General features: G+C 69.5%; 23 protein-coding genes. 12 read left to right on the top strand and 11 right to left on the bottom strand.

Going from position 1 to position 22,154, the window contains the following annotated elements; translation table 11 throughout:
- Positions 1 to 17 precede the first annotated feature (17 nt).
- From ACX80I_RS10915 to ACX80I_RS10895, 5 genes are all read left to right on the top strand, one after another.
- The gene (locus ACX80I_RS10915) at positions 18 to 764 is read left to right on the top strand and encodes a DUF4245 domain-containing protein (RefSeq protein ID WP_459345132.1); all 747 of its coding nucleotides are present in this window, start codon (positions 18 to 20) and stop codon (positions 762 to 764) included.
- A 29-nt stretch (positions 765 to 793) separates the two neighbouring features.
- A complete protein-coding gene (locus ACX80I_RS10910; protein WP_459345131.1) occupies positions 794 to 1,408 on the top strand; it encodes a carbonic anhydrase in 615 nt (204 codons plus the stop codon).
- Between the two features lie 22 nt (positions 1,409 to 1,430).
- Complete coding sequence (locus tag ACX80I_RS10905) at positions 1,431 to 2,906, top strand: class II fumarate hydratase (protein WP_459345130.1); 1,476 nt, start codon at positions 1,431 to 1,433, stop codon at positions 2,904 to 2,906.
- A 113-nt stretch (positions 2,907 to 3,019) separates the two neighbouring features.
- Positions 3,020 to 3,688 (top strand): TetR/AcrR family transcriptional regulator, encoded by a 669-nt coding sequence (locus ACX80I_RS10900; RefSeq protein WP_459345129.1) that lies wholly within the window; start codon positions 3,020 to 3,022, stop codon positions 3,686 to 3,688.
- Positions 3,685 to 5,397 (top strand): MDR family MFS transporter, encoded by a 1,713-nt coding sequence (locus ACX80I_RS10895; RefSeq protein ID WP_459345128.1) that lies wholly within the window; start codon positions 3,685 to 3,687, stop codon positions 5,395 to 5,397. The genes ACX80I_RS10900 and ACX80I_RS10895 overlap by 4 nt, the downstream gene beginning before the upstream one ends.
- Positions 5,398 to 5,505: 108 nt before the next feature.
- Here ACX80I_RS10895 and ACX80I_RS10890 read toward each other — a convergent pair whose 3' ends face one another.
- Positions 5,506 to 5,976, bottom strand: coding sequence for an NUDIX hydrolase (locus ACX80I_RS10890; protein ID WP_459345127.1), 471 nt, complete (start codon positions 5,974 to 5,976; stop codon positions 5,506 to 5,508).
- 5 nt (positions 5,977 to 5,981) lie between these two features.
- Positions 5,982 to 6,488, bottom strand: a complete 507-nt coding sequence (locus ACX80I_RS10885) for a prepilin peptidase (RefSeq protein WP_459345126.1) — start codon at positions 6,486 to 6,488, stop codon at positions 5,982 to 5,984.
- 59 nt (positions 6,489 to 6,547) lie between these two features.
- On the opposite strand from ACX80I_RS10885, the gene ACX80I_RS10880 reads away from it, so the two are divergent.
- The gene (locus tag ACX80I_RS10880) at positions 6,548 to 7,309 is read left to right on the top strand and encodes a hypothetical protein (RefSeq protein ID WP_459345125.1); all 762 of its coding nucleotides are present in this window, start codon (positions 6,548 to 6,550) and stop codon (positions 7,307 to 7,309) included.
- A gap of 88 nt (positions 7,310 to 7,397) precedes the next feature.
- On the opposite strand, the gene phoH2 is transcribed toward ACX80I_RS10880, so the two are convergent.
- A complete protein-coding gene (phoH2, locus tag ACX80I_RS10875; RefSeq protein ID WP_459345166.1) occupies positions 7,398 to 8,717 on the bottom strand; it encodes an RNA 5'-3' helicase PhoH2 in 1,320 nt (439 codons plus the stop codon).
- A gap of 299 nt (positions 8,718 to 9,016) precedes the next feature.
- Positions 9,017 to 9,784, bottom strand: coding sequence for an isoprenyl transferase (locus ACX80I_RS10870; protein WP_459345124.1), 768 nt, complete (start codon positions 9,782 to 9,784; stop codon positions 9,017 to 9,019).
- 349 nt (positions 9,785 to 10,133) lie between these two features.
- Between ACX80I_RS10870 and trhA the strand changes: the two genes are divergently transcribed.
- Positions 10,134 to 10,775 (top strand): PAQR family membrane homeostasis protein TrhA, encoded by a 642-nt coding sequence (gene trhA / locus ACX80I_RS10865; protein ID WP_459345165.1) that lies wholly within the window; start codon positions 10,134 to 10,136, stop codon positions 10,773 to 10,775.
- 135 nt (positions 10,776 to 10,910) lie between these two features.
- On the opposite strand, the gene ACX80I_RS10860 is transcribed toward trhA, so the two are convergent.
- Together ACX80I_RS10860 and mca are read right to left on the bottom strand one after the other, a co-directional pair.
- Positions 10,911 to 11,276 (bottom strand): hypothetical protein, encoded by a 366-nt coding sequence (locus tag ACX80I_RS10860; RefSeq protein ID WP_459345123.1) that lies wholly within the window; start codon positions 11,274 to 11,276, stop codon positions 10,911 to 10,913.
- 65 nt (positions 11,277 to 11,341) lie between these two features.
- The gene (gene mca / locus ACX80I_RS10855; protein WP_459345122.1) at positions 11,342 to 12,259 is read right to left on the bottom strand and encodes a mycothiol conjugate amidase Mca; all 918 of its coding nucleotides are present in this window, start codon (positions 12,257 to 12,259) and stop codon (positions 11,342 to 11,344) included.
- A gap of 74 nt (positions 12,260 to 12,333) precedes the next feature.
- On the opposite strand from mca, the gene ACX80I_RS10850 reads away from it, so the two are divergent.
- Positions 12,334 to 12,768: a DUF4307 domain-containing protein gene (locus ACX80I_RS10850; protein ID WP_459345121.1), complete on the top strand. Its 435-nt coding sequence runs from the start codon at positions 12,334 to 12,336 to the stop codon at positions 12,766 to 12,768.
- A 206-nt stretch (positions 12,769 to 12,974) separates the two neighbouring features.
- Entirely contained in the window at positions 12,975 to 13,466 is a 492-nt protein-coding gene (greA, locus tag ACX80I_RS10845; protein WP_459345120.1) for a transcription elongation factor GreA, read from the top strand.
- Between the two features lie 3 nt (positions 13,467 to 13,469).
- Here the strand turns inward: greA and ACX80I_RS10840 are convergent, their stop codons facing one another.
- The 4 genes from ACX80I_RS10840 to ACX80I_RS10825 all read right to left on the bottom strand — a co-directional run bounded on the left by ACX80I_RS10840 (position 13,470) and on the right by ACX80I_RS10825 (position 17,746).
- Positions 13,470 to 14,069: a rhomboid family intramembrane serine protease gene (locus ACX80I_RS10840; RefSeq protein WP_459345119.1), complete on the bottom strand. Its 600-nt coding sequence runs from the start codon at positions 14,067 to 14,069 to the stop codon at positions 13,470 to 13,472.
- Positions 14,070 to 14,078: 9 nt separating this feature from the next.
- Positions 14,079 to 15,353 (bottom strand): threonine ammonia-lyase, encoded by a 1,275-nt coding sequence (gene ilvA, locus ACX80I_RS10835; RefSeq protein WP_459345164.1) that lies wholly within the window; start codon positions 15,351 to 15,353, stop codon positions 14,079 to 14,081.
- Positions 15,354 to 15,469: 116 nt separating this feature from the next.
- Positions 15,470 to 16,795: an AI-2E family transporter gene (locus tag ACX80I_RS10830; RefSeq protein WP_459345118.1), complete on the bottom strand. Its 1,326-nt coding sequence runs from the start codon at positions 16,793 to 16,795 to the stop codon at positions 15,470 to 15,472.
- Between the two features lie 33 nt (positions 16,796 to 16,828).
- Positions 16,829 to 17,746, bottom strand: a complete 918-nt coding sequence (locus tag ACX80I_RS10825; RefSeq protein ID WP_459345117.1) for an aldose 1-epimerase family protein — start codon at positions 17,744 to 17,746, stop codon at positions 16,829 to 16,831.
- Between the two features lie 152 nt (positions 17,747 to 17,898).
- Here ACX80I_RS10825 and ACX80I_RS10820 point away from each other — a divergent pair, with 152 nt between their 5' ends.
- The 3 genes from ACX80I_RS10820 to galK are packed head-to-tail and all read left to right on the top strand — an operon-like array spanning position 17,899 to position 20,974.
- Positions 17,899 to 18,699, top strand: a complete 801-nt coding sequence (locus ACX80I_RS10820) for a DeoR/GlpR family DNA-binding transcription regulator (protein WP_459345116.1) — start codon at positions 17,899 to 17,901, stop codon at positions 18,697 to 18,699.
- Entirely contained in the window at positions 18,696 to 19,823 is a 1,128-nt protein-coding gene (galT, locus tag ACX80I_RS10815; protein ID WP_459345115.1) for a galactose-1-phosphate uridylyltransferase, read from the top strand. The genes ACX80I_RS10820 and galT overlap by 4 nt, the downstream gene beginning before the upstream one ends.
- Positions 19,820 to 20,974, top strand: coding sequence for a galactokinase (galK, locus tag ACX80I_RS10810; protein ID WP_459345114.1), 1,155 nt, complete (start codon positions 19,820 to 19,822; stop codon positions 20,972 to 20,974). The genes galT and galK overlap by 4 nt, the downstream gene beginning before the upstream one ends.
- A gap of 142 nt (positions 20,975 to 21,116) precedes the next feature.
- On the opposite strand, the gene ACX80I_RS10805 is transcribed toward galK, so the two are convergent.
- Positions 21,117 to 21,965 carry a Bax inhibitor-1/YccA family protein gene (locus ACX80I_RS10805; RefSeq protein ID WP_459345113.1) on the bottom strand — a complete coding sequence of 283 codons (849 nt, stop codon included), beginning with the start codon at positions 21,963 to 21,965 and terminating at the stop codon, positions 21,117 to 21,119.
- Between the last annotated feature and the right edge of the window lie 189 nt (positions 21,966 to 22,154).

The following is a 22,154-nucleotide window of genomic DNA, read 5'->3' as shown; positions in this document are numbered from 1 at the left end:
TCAGCGAAAATGGAGGGGTGAGCAATTCAGGCGAAGAGCGGCCGACCCCGGGAACCGAGGCAGGCTCCGGCGTGCAGCATGCCGGCGGACACGCCGTCGAACGGCCGGTCGGCAGCCCCCGTCCCGATCCAGCCCGGGACGACGACCTGTACGACGACGCGCCTCCCATCACGCTCACGCCGAGCCAGGCGAAGCGTGCCAGCTCGACCGCCCGCGGCATGCTGATCGCCACCGGGGCGACCATCGCCGTCGTCCTGCCCGTCTACTTCCTGAACCCCACCTACACCGCCGAGACGTACAAGCGCGACATCGACGTCGAGACCGTGGCGCGCCAGGCCGCGGGCGACGCCGGCTACCTTCCGGCCTCACCGGACCTTCCCGAGGGCTGGTCCTCCAACTACGCCCGCTGGGTCACCGGCCGCAGCGACAGCGTGGATTTCTGGGAGGCGGGGTTCCTCACCTCGGACAGCGGTTTCATCCAGCTCACCCAGACCGACGACGCCAACCCCACCTGGGTGGCCCAGCGGGTCGGCGATGCGCAGGTGTCCGGCACACGGACCATCGGCGGCCTGGAGTGGGAACTCCTGGACGCGCCGAACGGTGACACGGTGCTGACGTCCGACGTCGACGGCGCGACCGTCATCCTGAACGGGGAGGCCTCCCTCACCGAGTTCGACACCATGGGCGCAGCCGTCATCGAGGACGTACGGCAGAATGCCGCCGAGGAGGCCGAGCGCCTGTCATCTTCCGACACGGACGGGTGAGAACGGCCGGGCCCAGTACAGTGGTCGGCGTGACACAGCAACTGACCCCAGCCGCGGCATGGCGCCGGCTCCAGGAGGGCAACGCCCGGTTCGTCGCCTCCGACGTCTCGCACCCCAACCAGGATGCCTCCCGCCGGACCGCGCTCGTGAACAACCAGAACCCGTTCGCCGTCATCTTCGGCTGCTCGGACTCGCGCCTGGCGGCGGAGATCATCTTCGATCTCGGCCTCGGCGACGTCTTCGTGGTGCGGACGGCCGGCCAGGTGATCGACGACGCCGTCCTCGGCTCGCTCGAGTACAGCGTCAGCGTCCTGGGCGTGCCGCTGATCGTAATCCTCGGACACGACAGCTGCGGAGCCGTCACCGCGACCGTCAACGCCGTCGAGACCGGGGAGATGCCCGTCGGGTTCATCCGTGACCTCGTGGAGCGCATCACGCCGTCGGTCCTCACGGCGCGCAGGGCCGGCATCACCGACATCAACACGACCGTCATCGAGCACACGAAGCAGACCGCGGGGCGGCTCGTCGACAGCTCGCGGGTGATCGCGGAGGCCGTGGAGAACGGGTCCGTCGCCGTCATCGGCGTCTCCTACCGCCTGGACGAGGGCAAGGCCGTGCTCGTGTCAGGATTTGGCGCACTGTAGCGCCAGCGGTGAGAATTGCCGCATGACTCCAACGCCTGCAGCCAGCCCTGAACCCAGCTCCACGACCGGCGCGACGCCCGGCACGGAGGATGCGGAGTACCGCATCGAACACGACACCATGGGCGAGGTGCGCGTCCCGGTCAACGCCCTGTACCGGGCCCAGACGCAGCGCGCCGTCGAGAACTTCCCGATCTCCGGAACCACCCTCGAGCGCGCGCACATCGAGGCGCTCGCCCGCATCAAGAAGGCCGCCGCGACGGCCAACGCCGAACTCGGCGTGCTCGACGAAGAGCGTGCGCGGGCCATCGAGGCGGCAGCCGAGGATGTCGCCTCGGGCCGGTACGACGGCGACTTCCCCGTGGACATCTACCAGACCGGTTCGGGGACGTCCTCGAACATGAACGCCAACGAGGTCATCGCGACCCTCGCCAGCCGGGCGCTCGAAGCCGCCGGCAGCTCGACCTCGGTCCACCCCAACGACCACGTGAACGCGTCGCAGTCCTCCAACGACGTCTTCCCGACGTCCGTCCACGTGGCGGCGACGTCGGCACTCGTCAAGGACCTCATCCCGGCCCTGGCACACCTCGCGGAGGCGCTGGAGCGCAAGGCCGAGGAATTCAGCACCGTGGTGAAGTCCGGCCGCACGCACCTCATGGACGCCACACCGGTCACCCTCGGCCAGGAGTTCGGCGGCTACGCGGCGCAGGTCCGCTACGGCATCGAGCGCATCGAGGCGTCGCTGCCCCGCGTCGCGGAGGTCCCCCTGGGCGGCACGGCCGTCGGCACCGGCATCAACACCCCGGCCGGCTTCTCGGCACGCGTCATCGAACTCCTCGCCGAGGACACCGGGCTCCCCCTCACCGAGGCACGCGACCACTTCGAGGCCCAGGCCAACCGCGACGCCCTCGTCGAGGTCTCGGGCATGCTGCGCACCATCGCCGTCTCCCTCACCAAGATCCACAACGACCTCCGTTGGCTCGGGTCCGGCCCCAACACCGGTCTGGGCGAGATCGCACTCCCCGACCTGCAGCCCGGCTCGTCGATCATGCCCGGCAAGGTCAACCCGGTCATCGCCGAAGCCGTCCTCATGGTCTGCGCCCAGGTGGTCGGCAATGACGCCACAGTGGCCTGGTCGGGGACGAACGGTGCCTTCGAGCTGAACGTCGGCATCCCCGTGATCGCCCGCAACGTGCTCGAGTCCATCCGCCTGCTCAGCAACTCGACGCGGGTCTCGGCCGACCGCATGATCGACGGGATCACCGCCAACGTCGAGCGTGCGCGCTTCCTGGCGGAGGCCTCCCCCTCGATCGTGACGCCGCTGAACAAGTACATCGGCTACGAGAACGCGGCCAAGATCGCGAAGAAGGCCGTGGCCGAGGGCCTCACCGTCCGCGAAGCCGTCGTCGCGCTCGGCTTCGTGGAGCGCGGTGAACTCACCGAGGAGCAGCTGGACTCCGCCCTCGACGTCCTGTCGATGACGCGTCCGCCGCAGGCCTGACCGCAGCCGGCACCCGTCCGGGGAGGGCGCACCATCCGGTGCGCCCTCCTTTTCTCTGCCTGCCGAAGCTAAATTTGCACCATAGGCCCCCTAGTGCAAATATGTACTCTGTGATGATAAGTGCAACAAATAGCGAGCCCGGGCTGCGGGAGCGCAAGCGCCGACAGACGAGGGCCTCCCTCGTCTCCGCTGCCCGGCGGCTGACGCTCGACCACGGTCTCAGCGGATTCACGGTCGAGCGGCTGTGCGACGAAGTAGGCATCTCCCGCCGGACGTTCTTCAACTACTTCCCCTCGAAGGAGGACGCCGTGCTCGGCTCCTCCGACGAGGGACTCCCGGAGGAGCTGCTCTCCGACTTCGTCGCATCGGGCCGGGGGAATCCGCCCCGCCCCCTCCTCGACGCGCTCACCACCCTGTTCGTCGCGTTCGGCAGCAGGATCGGGATCTCGCGTGAGGAGTACGAGACGATGTCCGCCGTCCTCCACCGGGAGCCGCAGCTCCTGGCCCGGATGTTCGCGAAGGCCGAGTCGAAATCCCAGCTCCTGATCGAACTGATCACCACGCGGGAAGGCCTGCCCGCGGGCCACCCCACCGCGCGCGTCGCCGTCCTCGTCTTCGGAGAGCTCTTCCGCCGGTCACTGGACGAGTTCTTCGCCGAGGGCAACGACCTGAGCTACGCGGAGGTCTTCCGCCGCAACATGGACGCCCTGCACTCCCTTTTCACCTCCTCCAGCCCCCAGGTCCTCCCCGACCGACCCTCCCAGAACCAGGAACCAGCATGAGCACCACGACGGCGCCGGACGGCCCGCTCCTCCTGACCCAGAGGCGCATCTGGATCATCTTCTCGGCGCTCATCGCCGGGATGCTGCTCTCCAGCCTCGACCAGACGATCGTCTCCACGGCGATGCCCACCATCGTGGGCCAGCTCGGCGGCGTCGAGCACCAGACCTGGATCACGACGGCGTACCTCCTCGCCACCACGATCGTCATGCCGATCTACGGCAAGTTCGGCGACGTCCTCGGACGCCGGAACCTGTTCCTCTTCGCGATCGCGCTCTTCACTGTCGCCTCCATCGGGTGCGCCTTCGCCACCGACTTCTGGGCCTTCGTGGTCTTCCGCGCCATCCAGGGCCTGGGCGGCGGCGGCCTGATGATCCTGTCCCAGGCGATCATCGCCGACATCGTGCCTGCCAACGAGCGCGGCAAGTACATGGGCCCCCTCGGCGGCATCTTCGGCCTCAGCGCCGTCGCCGGTCCCCTTCTCGGCGGCTACTTCGTGGACCACCTGACCTGGAACTGGGCCTTCTACATCAACATCCCCGTCGGCATCGCGGCCTTCACGATCGCCTGGTTCACGCTGCGCCTCCCCTCCAAGAAGGCCACCCGGCGCATCGACATCCCCGGCGTCGTGCTGCTGTCCATCGCCACGACCTGCCTGATCTTCTTCACGGACTTCGGTGGCGACGCGGCCGAGGGCTGGACCTCCCCGCTCACCTGGACCTTCGGCGCGGGCATGGTCCTTGCCGGCATCGCCTTCGTGCTGGTGGAGCGCCGCGCGGAGGACCCCATCATTCCGCTCGGACTGCTCCGCAACCGGACCTTCGTCACCAGCACCGGTATCGGCCTGACGCTGGGCCTCGGCATGTTCGCCGCGTTGGCCTTCATGCCCACCTTCCTGCAGATGGCGTCGGGCACCTCGGCCGCGGTGTCCGGCCTGCTCCTCGTCCCGATGATCGTGGGCCTCATGGGCACCTCGATCTTCTCCGGTATCGCCATCTCGCGCTCCGGCCGGTACCGCAAGTACCCGATCATCGGCGTCTCGCTGACGCTCGTGACGCTGCTCTGGATGTCCACCCTGGCCGCGACCACGCCCATCTGGGTCATCTGCACCATGCTCTTCTTCTTCGGCGCGGGTCTCGGCCTCATCATGCAGGTCATCGTGCTCGTGGTGCAGAACTCGGTGGCCCCCACCATGGTCGGCGTCGCGACCAGCACCAACAACTACTTCCGCGAGGTGGGCGCGTCCCTCGGCGTCGCCGTCTTCGGCGCCATCTTCACGAGCCGCCTCTCGGAGCGGCTGAACGCGACGTTCGCCTCCTTCGGTGCCAGCCCGGAAGCAGCAGGGCAGGCGACGTCCAGGCTCGATCCCGCCGCCCTGAACGCCCTGCCGGACCAGGTGCGCGACGCCGTCGTGAGCGACTACGCCGAGTCGCTCGCTCCGGTCTTCCTGTACCTGGTGCCGTTCCTCGTCCTCGCCCTGATCCTCGCGCTCCTGCTGCGGGAGATCCCGCTGTCCGACACTGCGGGGGTGGTCGCGCGCGGCGAGGCGATCGGCGGCGAGGAAGCGGTCCGGCTGGAGCGCGAGCGCGCCGCGGCGTCGGCCGGAGGACAGGGCGACCAGTCTGATGCCCCGTCCCTGCAGGGAGGACCGGCGGGCTCCCGGACCACGTCCGGAAGCGGGACCGGGACTCCGGGGCAGTCCGACGCCTGAGCCGCAGCGCGCGGTTCCCTGAATTGCAGCGGAGGAGCTCCGGCCCGGCAGTCCTCCGACTGCCGGGCCGGCCGTGTTCCGAGGGCGTTCAGGAAGAGGGCGCGGTGGTCAGCTGACGAAGCGGGTGACGCCGTCGAACCCGCCCGCGCCCTGCACCAGCCGGAGGTGCCGCGCGTTGAGCTCCGGGAGGTCGTCCAGCGGGAACCAGCGAACGTCGAGGGATTCGTCGTCATTCACGCGAGCAGTCCCGCTGATCCAGCGGCACCGGAAGTCGAGGGTGAGGAAGGTGCACACGTCACCGTTGGGATAGGTGATCGGGCCCACGACCGACGTGTCGAGCAGGTACTCGACCTCGACGACGACGCCGGTCTCCTCCAGGACCTCCCGCTGCAACGCCACGGCAGGTTCCTCACCGGGATCGACCATCCCGGTGATGATGGTCCATCGGCCGTTGTCCGAGCGCTGCCCGAGGAGCACGTGCCCCTCGTCGTTGAAGACGACGCCCCCGACCCCGGGGAGCCAGAGCGGGTCGTGGCCGATCTTGCGGCGCAGGGCGACGACGAACTCCGGGGTAGGCATGGTTTTCACCCTAGTACAGCAAGGGCCAGCGCGGTTCCGGCGATGAGGAAGGGCCCGAACGCCACCGGGGAGCGGAGTGTGGCCCGGCGTGCGGTGACGAGCGCCAGACTCCAGAGACCGCCCAGCACGACGGCGAGGAAAGGCCCCCACCACACCTCCGGCCAGCCGGCGAAGCCGAGATAGAGGCCCAGCAGCCCGGCGAGCTTGACGTCGCCGAAGCCCAGCCCACGCCGATGCAGCAGGTGCAGTGCCCCGAAGCCCGCCCCCAGGGATGCACCCCCGGCGAGCATCCCTCCGATGCGGTACCACTCCCCTGCGGCACCGGCCGCGGCGCCGAGCAGGAGGACGGCGGCGGGGTAGGACGGAAGGGTGATGCTGTCGGGCAGCCGGTGCGTCCGCCAGTCGACCAGGCCCAGCCGCACCCCGACCACGACGAAGGCGGCGAGCGCGACGGCGAGGAGGACGAAGGCGACGGGCTCTTCGCCCCGGTACCCGGCGAGGACGGGGATCACGCGGCCTACGGTACGCCACGGCCCTGATGCCGCGACAGGGGTCCGGTTACACTGTGGAAATGGCGGCCCAGAGCAGTTCCGGTACCAGTTCCGAGGAGACCTTCCGCTCGCTCTGCCGCTCCTCCCCCTGGCGCTGGGAGACCCTGCGGTTCACCATCACCTGGCGTGCGCCGTCGGACTCCGGCATCGATACGCCGCCACCCCTCAAGGCGTGGCTGCGCAGGCCCGCGGCGTTGCGCGTGGAGGCGGCCGACGGCTCGCTGCTCCACTCGACGACGGGCACCGAGACCTCCCGCGACGCACTGTACGTGAGCGCGACGCGGAAGTCGTGGCTCCTTCCTCCGCGGCTCGTGACCCCCGTGTACGACCACGCCGGCCTCGTACGGCGGCGGCCCGAAGCGGCCTACGGCGAGGCGGCCTTCGGCGACCCGCGCTGGTCCTCGATGCTCGACCCTGTGGAACTCGCCGGCAATGCGCCGGTTTCCATGGTGTTCCCCGGCGCGAACCGCGTCGACGTGGAGGACCTCGCCGAGGAGACGTTCGCCGGCAGGCCCGTCCTCGCCGCCACCGTCCGGCCCAATGCGTCCTTTGTACCCACGGCGCCGGGCCGGCCGCTCGTGGGCGAGGGCCGGACCCGTGTGGTCATCGATGCCGGCACGGCGGTGTGCGTGTCGACGACGGCCCTCGACGGCCCGTCGCGGGGCGCCGGGCACGACCTCTTCGTTCTCGGCGTGGACGAGTACCTCACCGATGACTACTTCCGGGCTGCTCCTCCCGAGCTGAGCGACGTCAGCAGGCACGTGCCCTGGGTCGTCGGCTGACCCTTCCCGCGCTTCCCTGCACCAGCCAAGGCGGCTGGCACAACCGAGACAGCCGGAGGCCCCGCCGGAGCGGGGCCTCCGACGCCTCCTAGATCTCCGTCCCCTCCAGCAACTCGGTGACGAGGGCCGCTATGGGCGAGCGCTCCGAGCGGGTCAGTGTGACGTGGCCGAAGAGGGGATGCCCCTTGAGGATCTCGACCACGGCCGCGATCCCGTCGTGGCGCCCCACGCGCAGGTTGTCCCGCTGGGCGACGTCGTGCGTGAGGACGATCTTGGAGTTCTGCCCGATGCGGCTCATGACCGTGAGGAGCACGTTCTTCTCGAGGGACTGCGCTTCGTCGACGATCACGAAGGAGTCGTGCAGGCTGCGCCCGCGGATGTGGGTGAGCGGCAGCACCTCCAGCATGCCGCGGTCCATGACCTCCTCCATGACCTCCTGCGAGACGAGGGCTCCGAGCGTGTCGAAGACCGCCTGGGCCCACGGGTTCATCTTCTCGTTCTCGCTGCCGGGCAGGTAGCCGAGTTCCTGGCCGCCCACGGCGTAGAGGGGGCGGAAGACGACGACCTTGCGGTGCTCGCGCCGCTCGAGGACGGCCTCGAGGCCGGCGCACAGTGCCAGGGCCGACTTGCCGGTTCCCGCGCGTCCGCCGAGGGACACGATTCCCACGTCGGGGTCCATGAGCAGGTCGATCGCCAGCCGCTGCTCCGCCGAGCGTCCGTGCAGTCCGAAGACGTCGCGGTCGCCGCGCACCAGCCGGATCTGCTTGTCCGCGCCGACGCGGCCCAGAGCCGACCCCCGCGGGGAGAGCATGATGACGCCCGTGTTGACGGGCTGCTCCGCCCCGGCCGGGGAGAAGACCGCCTGGTGGTCGTACAGCGCGTTGACCTCCTCGGCCGTGGCATCGAGCTCCGCCACGCCCGTCCAGCCCGAGTCCTTGACGAACTCGTTGCGGTACTCGTCGGCCTGCAGGCCCATCGCCGAGGCCTTCACTCGCATCGGCAGGTCCTTCGAGACGACCGTGACATCGCGCCCCTCGACGGCGAGGTTCTTGGCGACCGCGAGGATCCGGGAGTCGTTGTCACCGCTCCGGAACCCCACGGGGAGCACCTCGGGCGACACGTGGTTCAGCTCGACGCGCAGCGTCCCGCCCTCCTCACCGAGGGGAACGGCCCTGTCGAGTCCACCGTTCTCGACCCTGAGGTCGTCCAGCAGCCGGAGTGCCTTCCGTGCGAAGTAGCCGAGTTCCGGGTCGTGGCGCTTGCCCTCGAGTTCGGAGATGACGACGACGGGAAGGACCACTTCGTGTTCCGCGAACCGCAGGATGGCGCGGGGATCGGACAACAGCACCGAGGTGTCGATGACGTAGCTGCGGCGGGCCGCCGCTGCGTCGTGGTCCTCAGCCGACACGGCACCAGCTGCGTCGGGGGTACCGGTGGTGGCGTCCTGCCGGGAGGTGTTGGGTATAGCCACGTGGACTCCGCTCCGGGGTGAGCACACCCCGAATTCGTAGGGTTGGGGTGGATCGCTCCGGCCTGGAGGCCGGGCGCGGCCTCCCCGACTCGTACGAGATGCCTGTCAGCACCGTCGGCGTCATCAGCGGCCTTCCATCGACGGATTCGGACTCCCGTCGATGGACTGACCCTACGCCGTCGTGGAGCCCGACGCAGTCCTTTTTCGCATGGTTATTGTTACGAACTGGTGAACACTCAGGAGCCGAACCGCCGCTGCCTGCGGCCGAAGTCGCGGAGGGCCCGCAGGAAGTCGACGCGCCTGAAATCCGGCCATAGGGCCTCGCAGAAATAGAACTCGCTGTACGCGCTCTGCCACATGAGGAAACCGGACAGCCGCTGCTCGCCGGAGGTCCGGATGACCAGGTCCGGGTCCTGCTGGCCGCGGGTGTAGAGGAAGGACGAGATGTGCTGGTCCGTCAGTTCCTCGGCCAGGGTCTCGAGCGACATGCCCTTCTCCGCGGCGTCGCGCATCAGTTCCTTAACGGCGTCGACGATCTCCCGCCGCCCTCCGTAGCCCACCGCCACATTGACGTGGAGCCCGTCGATCTTCTCCGTGGACGCCGCGAGGCTGGTGAGCTTCTCGCTCAGGTCCCGCGGCAGCAGGTCGAGGGCGCCCACGGGCTGGACTCGTACCCGGTTGCTCTCGCCCAGCCTGTCCAGGGTGTTGGCGATGATGTCGAGGAGCTGGTCGATCTCCTCCTGGGGCCGGCCCATGTTGTCGGTGGACAGCATGTAGAGCGTCACGACGTCGACGCCGAGTTCCTCGCACCAGCCGAGGAATTCGTGGATCTTGTCGGCGCCCGCCTGGTGCCCGTGACTCGTGGGCGCGCCCGCGAGCTTCGCCCAGCGACGGTTGCCGTCCACCATGACGCCGATGTGGTGCGGGATGCGCTCGGGCGCGAGATTGCGCTGCAACCTGCGCTCGTAGAAGCTGTAGCCGACTTCGGGGAACTTCCACGTCACGCCCGGCTGCCCTCCCCTGGTCCAGCTCCGGCCCGGCCGGAGGAATTCTCGATGCGGAACGCCTGCGCCCCGGATGCCTTTTCCTACCGTACCGGCAGTTGCCTGACAACAGGCTGTATTGACGGCATCGGCCATAATTATCGGCCCCGTCGACAACCCCGTCTCCTGCCCTGTGAGCTCCCTCATTCTCCGCGGGAATCCGGCGGTGACCCTCGGGCGCCTGGGCTAGAATCCGGACATGACCTCGCGCCATCCGACCTCCGGACCGGGCCCCTCGGAACCCGCCGGCGGCCGCGACAGGACACTCGGGGACGCCGTCGAATCGGTGGCAGGACCCCTGGCGGATGCGATGGCGACCAAGCCGCTCTGGCGCGGCTGGATCCACGCCGTCGCCACTCCACTCGCGGTCGCTGCGGGGATCGTCCTGGTGGTCCTGGCACCGACTCCGGGACTCAGGATCGCGTCCGCCATCTATGCCCTGACCGGCGTCCTGCTCTTCGGCGTGAGCGCGGTCTACCACCGGGGCAACTGGAGCCCGCGCGTGAAGGTGGTCCTGAAGCGCCTGGACCACACGAACATCATGCTCGTGATCGCAGGTTCCTACACTCCGCTGGCATGGGCCCTGCTGGAGCGTGGACGGGCGGAGATCCTCCTCTGGATCATCTGGGGCGGCGCGATCGCCGGCGTGCTGTTCCGGAACCTGTGGGTCGACGCCCCGCGCTGGCTCTACGTACCGATCTACGTGGCACTGGGGCTCGGCTCCGTGTTCTACATGCCCGACTTCTTCGCGGCGAACGCCCCCGCCGCGACACTGATCTGCGTCGGCGGGGCCTTCTACATCGCCGGAGCGGTGTTCTATGGGATCAAGCGCCCCAACTTTTCGCTACGCGTGTTCGGCTTCCACGAGCTCTTCCACGCCTTCACGGTGGCCGCGTTCGCCGCGCACTTCGTCGCGATCATGCTCGCCGTCCTCCATCCGGTCCACACCTAGCGTCAGCAGGCGCCTCCCCGCCCGGCCGACGGCGCCTCGCCGGACTACGACCGGCCGCGATCCCTCCGTCGGCGGAACCGACGACCGCCACCTGAGGCCGTCACGCTCCCCCGTGTCCGCGGGGACGGCGTCCGTTCAGCGGTTGTCCGGTCCGTGCTCCCCGCCGGGCCTGCGCAGGTCGTTCCCGTCCGGGCCCTGCAGTCGACGCTGCCCGGCGTCGCCCGCTTCCGCCGGCGGAACGGACCCGCCGTCCGCGGCCCCGCGCTGCACCCGGGCCTGCTGCACCTCGGCGGTGTACCGGACCCTGCGGATGCGCTTGGTCATGTCCCGGATCAGGAAGATCACCACGACGACGACGAACAGTGTCGCCAGGAAGCCCAGGGTCCCGGGCGTCACGGACGACGGATCGAGGTCCGGCCGCAGCGTCGGATCTCCCGACGGCGTCGTCATTGCAGCCAGGTTGAGGGTAAGCACCACGCATGCACCACTTTCGAAGCTCACGGCGGATTCCGATGGCCCGCCGCCTGCAATTCTACGCGGGATAGAAATTCCGCGTGGACTTCGGATCAGGGCGCGATGCCCGTGAAGAAGTCGTCCTCGGGCAGCGGCGACTCGACCCGCGACGTGATGAGGGAGTAGTCCTCCCACGGCCACACCTTCTGCTGCAGCTCGACCGACACGGCGAAGAAGAAGCCGTCGGGGTCGACCTGCGTCCGGTGCGCGAGGAGGGCCCGCTCACGGTGCCCGAAGTAGTCGCCGCAGTCGATCTGCGTGGTGGTGGGGTGGGCCGGGGGCGGGGGCTGATGGCCTTCGGCGTCCGCCTCGAGCCACTGTGCGAGCCGCTCGGCGTACGGAGACTGCAGGCCGGCCTCCTCGAGGGCGAAGTGCAGCGCGCGGAAGCGCTCCGGGTTGAACGCACGGTCGTAGTAGAGCTTCGACGCGCTCCACGCCTCGCCGGTTCCCGGATACCGCTCCGGGTCCGCTGCGGCGTCGAACGCCTCGACGGCGATGCGGTGCGCCATGATGTGATCCGGGTGCGGGTACCCGCCGTTCTCGTCGTAGCTGATGATCACGTGCGGGCGGAACTCCCGGACGAGTTTCACGAGGGGGGCGGCCGCCCGCTCGAGGGGCTGAAGGGCGAAGCAGCCGAAGGGGAGATCCGGGAGCGGGTCACCCTCGGGCAGACCGGAGTCGGTGAAGCCGAGCCACCTCTGCTGCACCCCGAGTTCGGCGACCGCGCGCGCCATCTCGATCCTTCGCAGGCCCGGGAGGTCGCGCTTCGCATGGGGGTCGTCGTCCATGGCCGCATTGAGGATGTCGCCGCGCTCACCCCCGGTGCAGGTCGCGACCATCACCTCTGCTCCCGCCGCGACATAGCTGGCCATGGTGGCAGCACCCTTGCTCGACTCGTCGTCGGGGTGGGCGTGGACCGCAAGAAGGCGGAAGCCCTCACGGGACACACGGGGATGATCCTGGTTCGGCAACACGTGCTCCTGGCTCTGCGGGGGAAGGACGGCGGCCGGAGGAGGCCGGGCCGGGCGGACGGTAAAATAACAGCGTGAGCTCCGCCTATACGCCAACACCAAGAGTAGCCAATCGCTACGGCGCCCCAAAGCCGAAGAAGCCGATCGGTCGGGTGCGGATGCTGCTGGTTGCGGTGCTCCTCGCTGCCGTGGCGGCGATAGCCGCCGTCGCCCTGACCTCCGGAAGCCCGGGCGTCTCCTCCAAGGACGTCGGGTTCTCGCTCACCTCGGACAGCCGGGCGAGTGTCGACTTCGAGGTGACGAAGGACCGCACGGCCACTGCCCAGTGCGCCGTGCAGGCGCTGAGCGAGAACTACGCGGTGGTCGGCTGGAAGGTCGTGACCATCGGCCCGAACAGTGCCGGTGAAGGCGCGAACAACGGCGGCACCACGGCGCACCGTGCCGACGTGCGCACCGACTCGCCCGCCGTGTCGGGCGGCGTGAACGCCTGCTGGATCGTCGAGGACTGAGCGGGGCCCGCGGCTCCTTCTTGGGTTATGGCCCTCCCCCCTCTAGACTTGAGGGATACGTATCGCCCCGCTTCACCGGCGTACCGGCCTTCCGGTCCCACGAGGCGGGGTGTTTGCTTGCCGGTGACAATGGCCCCGCCATTGCCCGGTCGAGTGACCATGAGCCCCGCCGATGCCGGCGGCGGCCGTACCTAAGGAGTTATCCCGTGTCCACTAACAGTGCACCTGTCGCCTGGCTCACGCAGGAGTCCTACAACCGGCTCAAGAGCGAGCTGGAGCACCTGTCGGGTCCCGGCCGCACCGAGATCGTCGCCCGTATCGAGCAGGCCCGCTCCGAGGGCGATCTCAAGGAGAACGGCGGGTACCACGCCGCCAAGGAGGAGCAGGGCAAGGCCGAGGCCCGTATCCGCCAGCTCACCCACCTGCTGAACAACGCGCACGTCGGTGAGGCTCCCGCGGACAACGGCGTCGTCGAGCCCGGCATGATGGTCTCCGCGAAGATCGCGGGCGACGTGGAGAACTTCCTGCTCGGCAGCCGCGAGGTGGCCGGCGACACGGACATCGACGTGTACAGCGAGAAGTCCCCGCTGGGCGCGGCCATCCAGGGCAAGAAGGCCGGCGACACCGTCACCTACGCCGCACCCAACGGCAAGCAGATCACCGTCGAGATCCTCTCGGCCACGCCGTACGCCGGCTGAGCGCTAGGCACCGAACCGGAAGCGGTCCGTCCCTCCTGGGACGGGCCGCTTCCGTTTGAGCAGGAAAGCGGCGAGGATCCCGCCGAGCGCCCCGAAGAGGTGTGCCTGCCAGGAGATGGAGGAACCGACGATCGGCAGGATGCCCCACAGGATGGACCCGTAGCCGGCGAACAGGACGACGGCGAGCAGGATCTGCTTCCAGTCCCGGTTGTAGAAGCCGCGCGTGATCAGGTAGGTGAAGAGGCCGAAGACCACGCCCGAGGCGCCGATGGTCAGGCCACCACCGAACAGCCAGGTCCCCAACCCCGAGGTGACCCAGCTCGTGCCGATGGCCACGAGGAAGCGCCGCGCTCCCTCCAGAAAGGCGAGGAACCCGAGGACGAGCAAGGGCAGCGTGTTACTGGCCAGGTGGCCGATCCCCCCGTGCAGCAGCGGGGCGAACACGACGCCGTCGAGCCCGTCCACGCGCCGCGGTGCGATCCCGAACGTCCGGACGAGGACGTTTCCGAGGACGAGGTTCAGCAGGAACACCGCCCACATCAGGGCGACGAGGCCGACGACGGTCACGAGGCCCGCCTGCGCCCGGCGTGCGAGGGGCGTCACTGCCGCTCCTCAGCCCTGGATGACCACCGGCTGGAAGCCCTCGGCGCGCAGGTTGCTGAGGACCTGCTCGCAGTGCTCGTGGCCCTTGGTCTCCATGTTGATGGTGATCGCGACATCGCCCATGCTGATCGACCCGCCCACTCTCGTGTGGTCCACGCCGGTGACGTTCGCATCCGATTCGGCGATGATCCGCGAGATCGTGGCGAGTGAACCGGGCCGGTCGTCGAGCAGCATGCGCACCACGAGGTACCGGCCGGCTGCCGCGAGGCCGCGCTGGATGACCTTGAGCATCAGCATCGGATCGATGTTGCCGCCGGAGAGCACCACCACGGTGTTGCCCGGGTCTGCTCCGTTCTCCGTCAGCTTCCCGTCGAGGAGGGCCGCCACGCCCACGGCCCCGGCAGGCTCCACGACCATCTTCGAACGCTCCAGCAGGAAGATGAGCGCCCGAGCGAGCGAATCCTCGCTGACGGTCACGACGTCGTCCACGAGTTCGCGGATGATCGAGAACGGTAGCTGGCCGGGCCGCCCGACGGCGATGCCGTCCGCGATGGTCGAGACCTTGGTCAGCGGCACGAGGGCGTCGGCGGCAAGGGACGGCGGGTACGCGGCGGCGTTCTCCGCCTGCACCCCGATGATGCGGATCTCCCGGCCCAGCTCCTTGGCCCGGGCCTTGACGGCCACGGCCACGCCCGCGAGCAGCCCGCCGCCACCCACTCCCATGAGGATGGTGTCGACGTCCGGGACCTGCTCGAGGATCTCGAGGCCGATGGTCCCCTGGCCCGCCACCACGTCCACGTTGTCGAACGGGTGGACGAACACCGCCCCGGTCTCGTCGGCGTACCTCTTCGCCTCGGCGAGTGCCTCGTCGACGTTGTGCCCGTGCAGCACCACTTCCGCCCCATGCCCGCGCGTCGCAGCCAGCTTGGGCAGTGCGACGCCCAGGGGCATGTAGATGCGCGCGGCGATGCCGAGCCGGGACGCGGCCACGGCCACGCCCTGCGCGTGGTTGCCCGCCGATGCCGCGACGACCCCGCGGGCACGCTCGGCCTCGCTGAGCTTCGCCATCCGGTTGTAGGCACCGCGGACCTTGAAGGAACCGGCGCGCTGCAGGTTCTCGCACTTGAAGGAGACCGTCGATCCGGTGAGTCGTCCAAGGGCGCGCGACTGCTCGATGGGGGTACGGGCGATGACGCCCTCGAGCGTCCGGTGCGCGGCCTCGACGTCGGCGAGGGTCACAGGAAGATCGGTCGCGGGGGGAAAAGCGGGGGGAAAGTCCGGCACGGTGGCGGTCGCGGGATCGCTCGCCGCGCTTGCGGAGACGGTCCCGGACTCGGTTCCGGGGTCGGTCCCGGACTCGGTTCCGGGGTCGGTCGTGGGGGTTGCTACGGATTGCTCGGTCACGGGGTGGTCTCTTCCTGAAGGGCTGGCGCCGGCTGCGCGGGGTAGGGGTCCGGGGTGCTGGCCGGCGACGCGGGATGTCCCGCGGTCGCCGGCCCGCTAATGCCGTACCCTCCCTGATCGGGCCGGTGCTCCCGCGCGACGACCGGGTCGTATTCCCAGGCCCGTTGCGCGATGTAGCGTACGGAGGTGTTGAGGACCGCCAGGAGCGGGACGGAGAAGAGCGCGCCGGGGATGCCTGCCAGCAGTGTTCCGCCGGCGACCGCGAGGACGACGGCGAGCGGGTGCAGGGCGACGGCCGGTCCCATGATGAGCGGCTGGAGGACGTGGCCCTCGAGCTGCTGGACCAGCAGAACGATCACGAGCATCACGAGGGCGTTGACCCACCCGTTGGCGACCAGCGCGAGCAGGACCGCGACGGACCCCGTGGCGAGCGCGCCGACGATCGGGATGAAGGACCCGATGAAGACGAGGACGCCGAGGGGCAGCGCGAGCGGGACGCCGATGACGGCGGCCCCGACCCCGATGCCGACGGCGTCGACGGCCGCGACGAGCATCTGGACGCGGACGTAGCTGGCCATCGACATCCAGCCCCTGCGGCCGGCGCCGTCCAGCGCCGCGCGGGCCGGCAGCGGCGCGAGCCCGACGACGAAGCGCCAGATGCGCCCGCCGTCGAGCATAAAGAAGATCAGCGCGAACACGGTGAGCAGCGTCCCGGCGCCCACGTGGCCCGCCGTCGTCCCGAAGGACAGCGCTCCGTTGAGGATCGAGGCACTGTTGTTCTGGAGCGCGTCCCCGATGTCCTGGAGGTACTGGTCGATCTGGGTCGCGGTGAGCTGCAGCGGCCCCTGGGCCAGCCAGTCGAGCATCTGCTGGCTCCCGGCGCGGGCCTCTCCCCAGAGGCTGGACAGCCCGAGCGCGAGCTGGCTGCCGACGAGGAGGAGGGCGGCGGTGATGAGGCCGAAGAACCCGAGGAGCGTAGCGGCCACCGCCAGCCCGTTCGGCACCCGCCGGCGTCGGAGCGCGTTCTTGAGCGGCAGGAGCAGGGCGGCGAGCAGCCCGGCGATCATGAGCGGGATGACGAGGAGGGAGACCTGGCTGAGCAGGTAGATCAGCACGCCCCCGACGACGACGACGAGCCCCAGCCGCCAGGACCAGGACGCAGCGACGCGCAGCGCGAAGGGGACGTCGGAACGGTCATCGGATCGCGGCGGCCGCCGGGGGGCGGCAGGCTGCTGTGGCAACGGCTCCGGCAGCGCGGCAGCTCCGCGGCTCACGGCACGCTGGAGGGCGCGCTGGGGTTTCGCTCCGCGGAGACGCTGCATGACCCAATCTTTCCATAGAAGACTGGAGGGCCCCTATCCGAGAGCTGGCAGTATGCCCCACCTCGCCGAGAAGGAAGCCCCCGGTTCGAGCCAGCGGAGGCCCTCCCCCGAATTGAAGGCGTCCGCGGGCGCGGTCATCGGTTCGATGGCCACCGCCCTGCTCACGCCGGGATAGCTCGTGCTCACGTAGACATGCGCGTACGCGAAGGATTCCTCGGCCCAGAGGGTGACGCGCCGGCCGTCCGGCGCCGACAGGACGTGCTCGTGCCGGCCCTCGACGATCCCGAGTCCGGTGAACGCCGCATCCAGCCGGAGGTCGCCGATCCGCCGGCCGTTCCGGAGATCGTCCTGCCCGGACACGGGACGCTTGCCCTTGGGAATGGACCGGTCGTCCGACTCGAATACCTCGTCCGCGAGGATCGTCAGTGTGAGCTCCTCGGTGGGGACGTCGGAGATCTTGAGGTAGGGATGCGCACCCAGCGCGAAGGGAGCGGCTTCCGCCGAGAAGTTCGTGAGCTCCTGGGTGACGGTGAGCTGCTGCTCGGTGAGGCTGTAGGTGGCCCGATGCAGCAGGTGGAAGGGGTACCCGTGCTGCGGGAACACCTCGGCCTCGAGGACCACGCCGGCCGGACCGGTGTCGACGGCCCGGTAGCCGGTGTTGCGGAGGAGCCCGTGGCTGGCGTTGCCCTTCGACGGCTCGGTGATGTCGAGCTGCTGCTCCTTGCCGTGCAGGGTCCAGCGACCGCCCGCCACGCGGTTGGGCCAGGGCGCCAGGAGGATGCCGCCACCACCCGCAGGGATGTCGCCGTCCCCCCAGGTCTCGGTGAGGGCGACACCGCCGCACTCGTAGGACCTCAGGGCCGCGGCGAGGCTGGCGACGACGGCGGTCGAGGAACCGGCCCTCAGGGTGAAGTTGGTGCCGCTTGCCGGACGGGGAGTCGACGGAGTCATGGAGCGATGCTACCGCTGCCGATGCGCGGTCCTGACCGTTCCATTCCTGTCGACCTGCTTCTGTGATAGGTTTTGTTCGCTTTAGTTCGGACTCGTTCATTTCGCGCATCGTCCCGTTCCGTCCCGCCCCGTTCCGTCCCGCCAGGAGGATCATGCTCGCCGCAGAGCGCCATGCAGCCATCCTCGAGCGCCTCGCCCACCACTCCGCGATCCGGGTCAGCGACGTCGCACTCGCGCTGGGGGTCTCGGAGATGACCGTGCGCCGGGACATCGACGTCCTCGAGTCCCGGGGCGCCCTGGTGCGCGTGCACGGCGGAGCCGTACGCCCCGGCAGCCTGAGTTCCGTGGAGCCCGGTTTCGACGCCAACCGGAGCCGGGGCGGCCGGGCCAAGCAGGGCATCGCAGCCACGGCCGTCTCCCTCCTGGTTCCCGGCATGACGGTCTCCATCACGGGCGGCACCACGACCTACGCCCTGGCTCCCCTCCTGACACGCGTGCGGGGACTGACCGTCATCACCAACTCCCTCCCCCTGGCGGACGAACTCCACCGCCTGAACGCCGCATCGGCACAGGACGGTGCACCCCGGGTGCTGCTGTCGGGCGGAGAACTCACGCCGTCGAAGGCGCTCGTCGGGCCCCTCGCCACGAGCACCATCGCCTCCCTCCGGGCTGACCTGTGCTTCATGGGAGCACACGGCGTGGACGCGGCCGCGGGGATCACCACTCCCAACCTGGCGGAAGCCGACACGAACCAGGCCTTCGCCCGTACCTGCGGCAAGCTCGTCATCCTCGCGGACGCGACGAAGATCGGCGTCGTGAGCCTCGCCCGGGTCGCCCCGCTCGACGCCGCTGCCGCCCTCGTCACCGACTCCCAGCCCGGCGCCGAGTACGCCGCGCTCACCCGGATCCTCCGCGACCCCGTCCCCGACCCCCACCTGGAAGAGCGCCCATGACCTTCATCACCCCGACCCGCCTCTCCGACGGGCGCGAGCTGATCTACTTCGACGCGAGGGAAGACGGCGCGGCGCGGCACCGGGACGCGACGGCGACAGCCGACGCCCGAGGCCTGCCGCCCCGCGGCCCGGCCGGCACGGCGCGGTACGACGCGCTGACCGGCGAGTGGATCGCCGTCGCGGCGCACCGCCAGTCGCGCACGCACCTGCCCCCCGCGGACCAGTGCCCGCTGTGCCCCACCACGCCCGCCAACCTCTCCGAGATCCCTGCAGCGGACTACGAGGTCGTGGTGTTCGAGAACCGCTTCTCCTCGTTCGGCCCGGATCTGGGCAGCCTCCCGGGCGATCCCTCCTGGGGTACGACGGCGACGGCGTACGGGCGGTGCGAGGTGGTCGCGTTCGACTCCGCCCACGAGGGCTCCTTCGGCTCCCTGAGCCCCGAGCGGGCCCGGACCGTCGTCGACGCATGGGCCCAGCGCACCGAGGCCCTGTCCGCGATGCCCGGCATCAAACAGGTCTTCTGCTTCGAGAACCGCGGCGCCGACATCGGCGTCACCCTGCTGCACCCGCACGGGCAGATCTACGCGTATCCGTTCATCCCGCCCCGCGCTGCGGTGCTCGCAGCGAGGGCGGCCGCATTCTTCGAGGCCTCCGGGGGGAAGCAGACACTGATGGGCCACGCCCTCTCCTCGGAGCGGAGTTCCGGCGAGCGCATGGTGATCGAGGGCGAGCACTTCAGCGCCTTCGTCCCCTTCGCGGCCCGCTGGCCCCTCGAGGTGCACCTGGTCCCCCACCGCCAGGTGGCCGACCTCGCCGGCCTGACGGACGCGGAGCGCGACGAGCTCACCACCGTCTACCTGGACCTCCTCGGCAGGCTCGATGCCCTCTACCCGACTCCCACGCCGTACATCGCGGCCTGGCAGCAGGCTCCGGTCGACGACGTCCTCCGGCCGGCAAGCTACCTGCACCTCCAGCTGACCTCCCCGCGCAGGGCCGCCGACAAGCTGAAGTTCCTGGCGGGCTCGGAGGCCGCCATGGGGGCCTTCATCAACGACACCACTCCGGAGACGGTCGCGGAGGCACTCCGCACCGCGACTCCCGCAGCCCGGAAGGACTCCGTATGACCACCCCCCTCGACCTCGCAGCCGCCTTCACCGACCGCTTCGGCAGCGAACCGGACGGCCTGTGGTCCGCCCCGGGACGCGTCAATGTCATCGGTGAGCACACCGACTACAACGGCGGCTTCGTACTGCCGTTCGCCATCCGCCACTCGACGACGGTCGCCGCGGCCGTCCGTCCCGACCGGACCGTCCGGGTCGCGTCCACCTTCGCGCCCGACGACGATCCCGTGACCGCCGACCTCGACGCCCTCGAGGAGGGCAGCGTGAAGGGCTGGGCGGCCTATCCCCTCGGCGTCCTGTGGGCCATGGAGCAGTCGGGGTACCGCTGCCCCGGGATGGACATCCTCGTCGATTCGTCCGTACCCGTCGGTGCGGGCCTCTCCTCGTCCGCGGCGCTCGAATGCTCCGTCGCCGTCGCCGTCAACGAACTCTCGGAGGCGGGCGTGTCCCGGCGTGAACTCGCGGTGATCGGGCAGCTCGCGGAGAACCGCATGGTCGGGGCACCCACCGGCATCATGGACCAGTCGGCATCCCTGCTCGGTGAGCCCGGGCACGCCGTCTTCCTCGACTGCCGATCCGGCGATTCCCGGCTCGTCCCCCTCGACCTGGAGGGTGCCGGACTGGAGCTGATGGTCATCGACACCCGCGTCAGCCACTCCCATGCGACCGGCGGATATGCGGCGCGCCGCCGCTCCTGCGAACTCGGCGCCGAGCTGATGGGCGTGCCCTCGCTGCGCGACCTGTCCGTCGAGGATCTCGCCGCAGCGGCCGGCGTGCTCGACGAGGAGACGTTCCGGCGTGTGCGGCACGTCGTGACGGAGAACGCGCGCGTCGAGGACACCGTGCAGGTCCTGACGTCCAAGGGGCCGGCGGACCTCGGATCCCTCCTTGTCGCCAGCCACGCGTCGATGCGCGACGACTTCGAGATCTCCTGCGCCGAACTGGACACGGCGGTGGAGGCGGCGCTCGGCGCCGGAGCGCTGGGCGCCCGCATGACCGGCGGCGGTTTCGGCGGATCCGCCATCGCCCTGACGCGGGTCGACGACGTACCTGCTATCCGTGAGGCGGTGCAGGATGCGTTCGATGCCGCCGGATTCAGGGCACCGGTCATCTTCAGCGTCCTGCCCGGTGCGGGTGCAGCCCGGATCGCCTGAGGACCACCCGCCTGACGGCCGGCGTCACACACACGAAGGGGCCCGCAACCGGACGGTTGCGGGCCCCTTCGTTCTGCTTTCGATCGGACACCGTTCGGAACGGGTCCGGTCAGATCAGTCGACCTGGATCAGTCGTCCTGGATCAGTCGTCGCCGCGAAGGATCGCGAGGACACGCAGGATCTCGACGTAGAGCCAGACGAGCGTCACGGTGAGCCCGAACGCCGCCGTCCACGAGTACTTCTGCGGAGCGCCGTGGCGGACTCCCTCGCTGATCGACGTGAAGTCGATGATGAGCGAGAAGGCCGCCAGCCCGATGGCGACGATGCCGATCAGGACGCCGACGGGGATGCCGAAGATCTCGAAGTCACGCATGCCGAACATGCTGTCCGTCGCGCCGAAGACCATCATGCCGAGGTTGACCAGCGAGAACAGCGCGTAGCTGACCATCGCGATCAGGAAGAACTTCATGGCCTTCGGAGTGGCCCGTACCTTGCCGCTCTTGAACAGGGCCAGTGTGACACCGAAGACGATGAGCGTTCCGAGCAGTGCCTGCAGGGCGATGCCCGGGAACATGGCCTCGAAGAACATGGTGAGTCCGCCGAGGAACAGGCCCTCGAGCCCGGCGTAGGTCAGGATCAGCGCGGGCGACGGCTCACGCTTGAAGGAGTTCACGAGGCCGAGCACGAACCCGCCGAGCGCACCGACCACCATCAGCGGAACGGCGAGGCCCGGAACGAGGAACGCCGGAACCGCGGCACCCAGCAGCACGATGCCCAAGCACAGCAGTGTCTTGACGATGACGTCGTCGAACGTCATGCGTCCCGTCTGCGCAGGCCCTGCGGAGGGCTGGTTGTACATGTGCTCCAGCTGCTGCTGGTTGGCGATCGTCTGGCCCGCGTACGTCGCAGTGCCGTATCCCGCCATTTGGTTGCCTCGGGTAGCGGAACGGAAGGTCTTCCCGTTGAGTACCGGATTACCGCCAAGTGCCATTTCTGTTCGTCCTCCATTAGGGGGCTGAGTGTCCTGCAACCCTACCAATTCCAACGGATCGGGCGGATTTTTGTTCCCGTACAGGCGGCGGCCGCAGGCCACCCGGGAGCGGAATTACAACACCGAGGCGGCTGGGTAAAACTTTCGTTACCGAATTGCTACCTCTGTCGGATGCTTTTGCGAAATGCC

Source organism: Arthrobacter rhamnosi, from assembly GCF_054510855.1.
The sequence above is the reverse complement of the archived record's forward strand: the minus strand, read 5'-3'. Positions and strand labels throughout refer to the sequence as shown.

Coding starts and splice junctions, on each gene's coding strand:
- galK (WP_459345114.1), top strand. CDS start 19,820: ATGACCACCCCCCTCGACCTCGCAGCCGCCTTCACCGACCGCTTCGGC.
- ACX80I_RS10905 (WP_459345130.1), top strand. CDS start 1,431: ATGACTCCAACGCCTGCAGCCAGCCCTGAACCCAGCTCCACGACCGGC.
- ACX80I_RS10880 (WP_459345125.1), top strand. CDS start 6,548: ATGGCGGCCCAGAGCAGTTCCGGTACCAGTTCCGAGGAGACCTTCCGC.
- ACX80I_RS10830 (WP_459345118.1), bottom strand. CDS start 16,795: ATGCAGCGTCTCCGCGGAGCGAAACCCCAGCGCGCCCTCCAGCGTGCC.
- ACX80I_RS10805 (WP_459345113.1), bottom strand. CDS start 21,965: ATGGCACTTGGCGGTAATCCGGTACTCAACGGGAAGACCTTCCGTTCC.
- ACX80I_RS10825 (WP_459345117.1), bottom strand. CDS start 17,746: ATGACTCCGTCGACTCCCCGTCCGGCAAGCGGCACCAACTTCACCCTG.
- galT (WP_459345115.1), top strand. CDS start 18,696: ATGACCTTCATCACCCCGACCCGCCTCTCCGACGGGCGCGAGCTGATC.
- ACX80I_RS10900 (WP_459345129.1), top strand. CDS start 3,020: ATGATAAGTGCAACAAATAGCGAGCCCGGGCTGCGGGAGCGCAAGCGC.
- trhA (WP_459345165.1), top strand. CDS start 10,134: ATGGCGACCAAGCCGCTCTGGCGCGGCTGGATCCACGCCGTCGCCACT.
- ACX80I_RS10895 (WP_459345128.1), top strand. CDS start 3,685: ATGAGCACCACGACGGCGCCGGACGGCCCGCTCCTCCTGACCCAGAGG.
- ACX80I_RS10890 (WP_459345127.1), bottom strand. CDS start 5,976: ATGCCTACCCCGGAGTTCGTCGTCGCCCTGCGCCGCAAGATCGGCCAC.
- ACX80I_RS10820 (WP_459345116.1), top strand. CDS start 17,899: ATGCTCGCCGCAGAGCGCCATGCAGCCATCCTCGAGCGCCTCGCCCAC.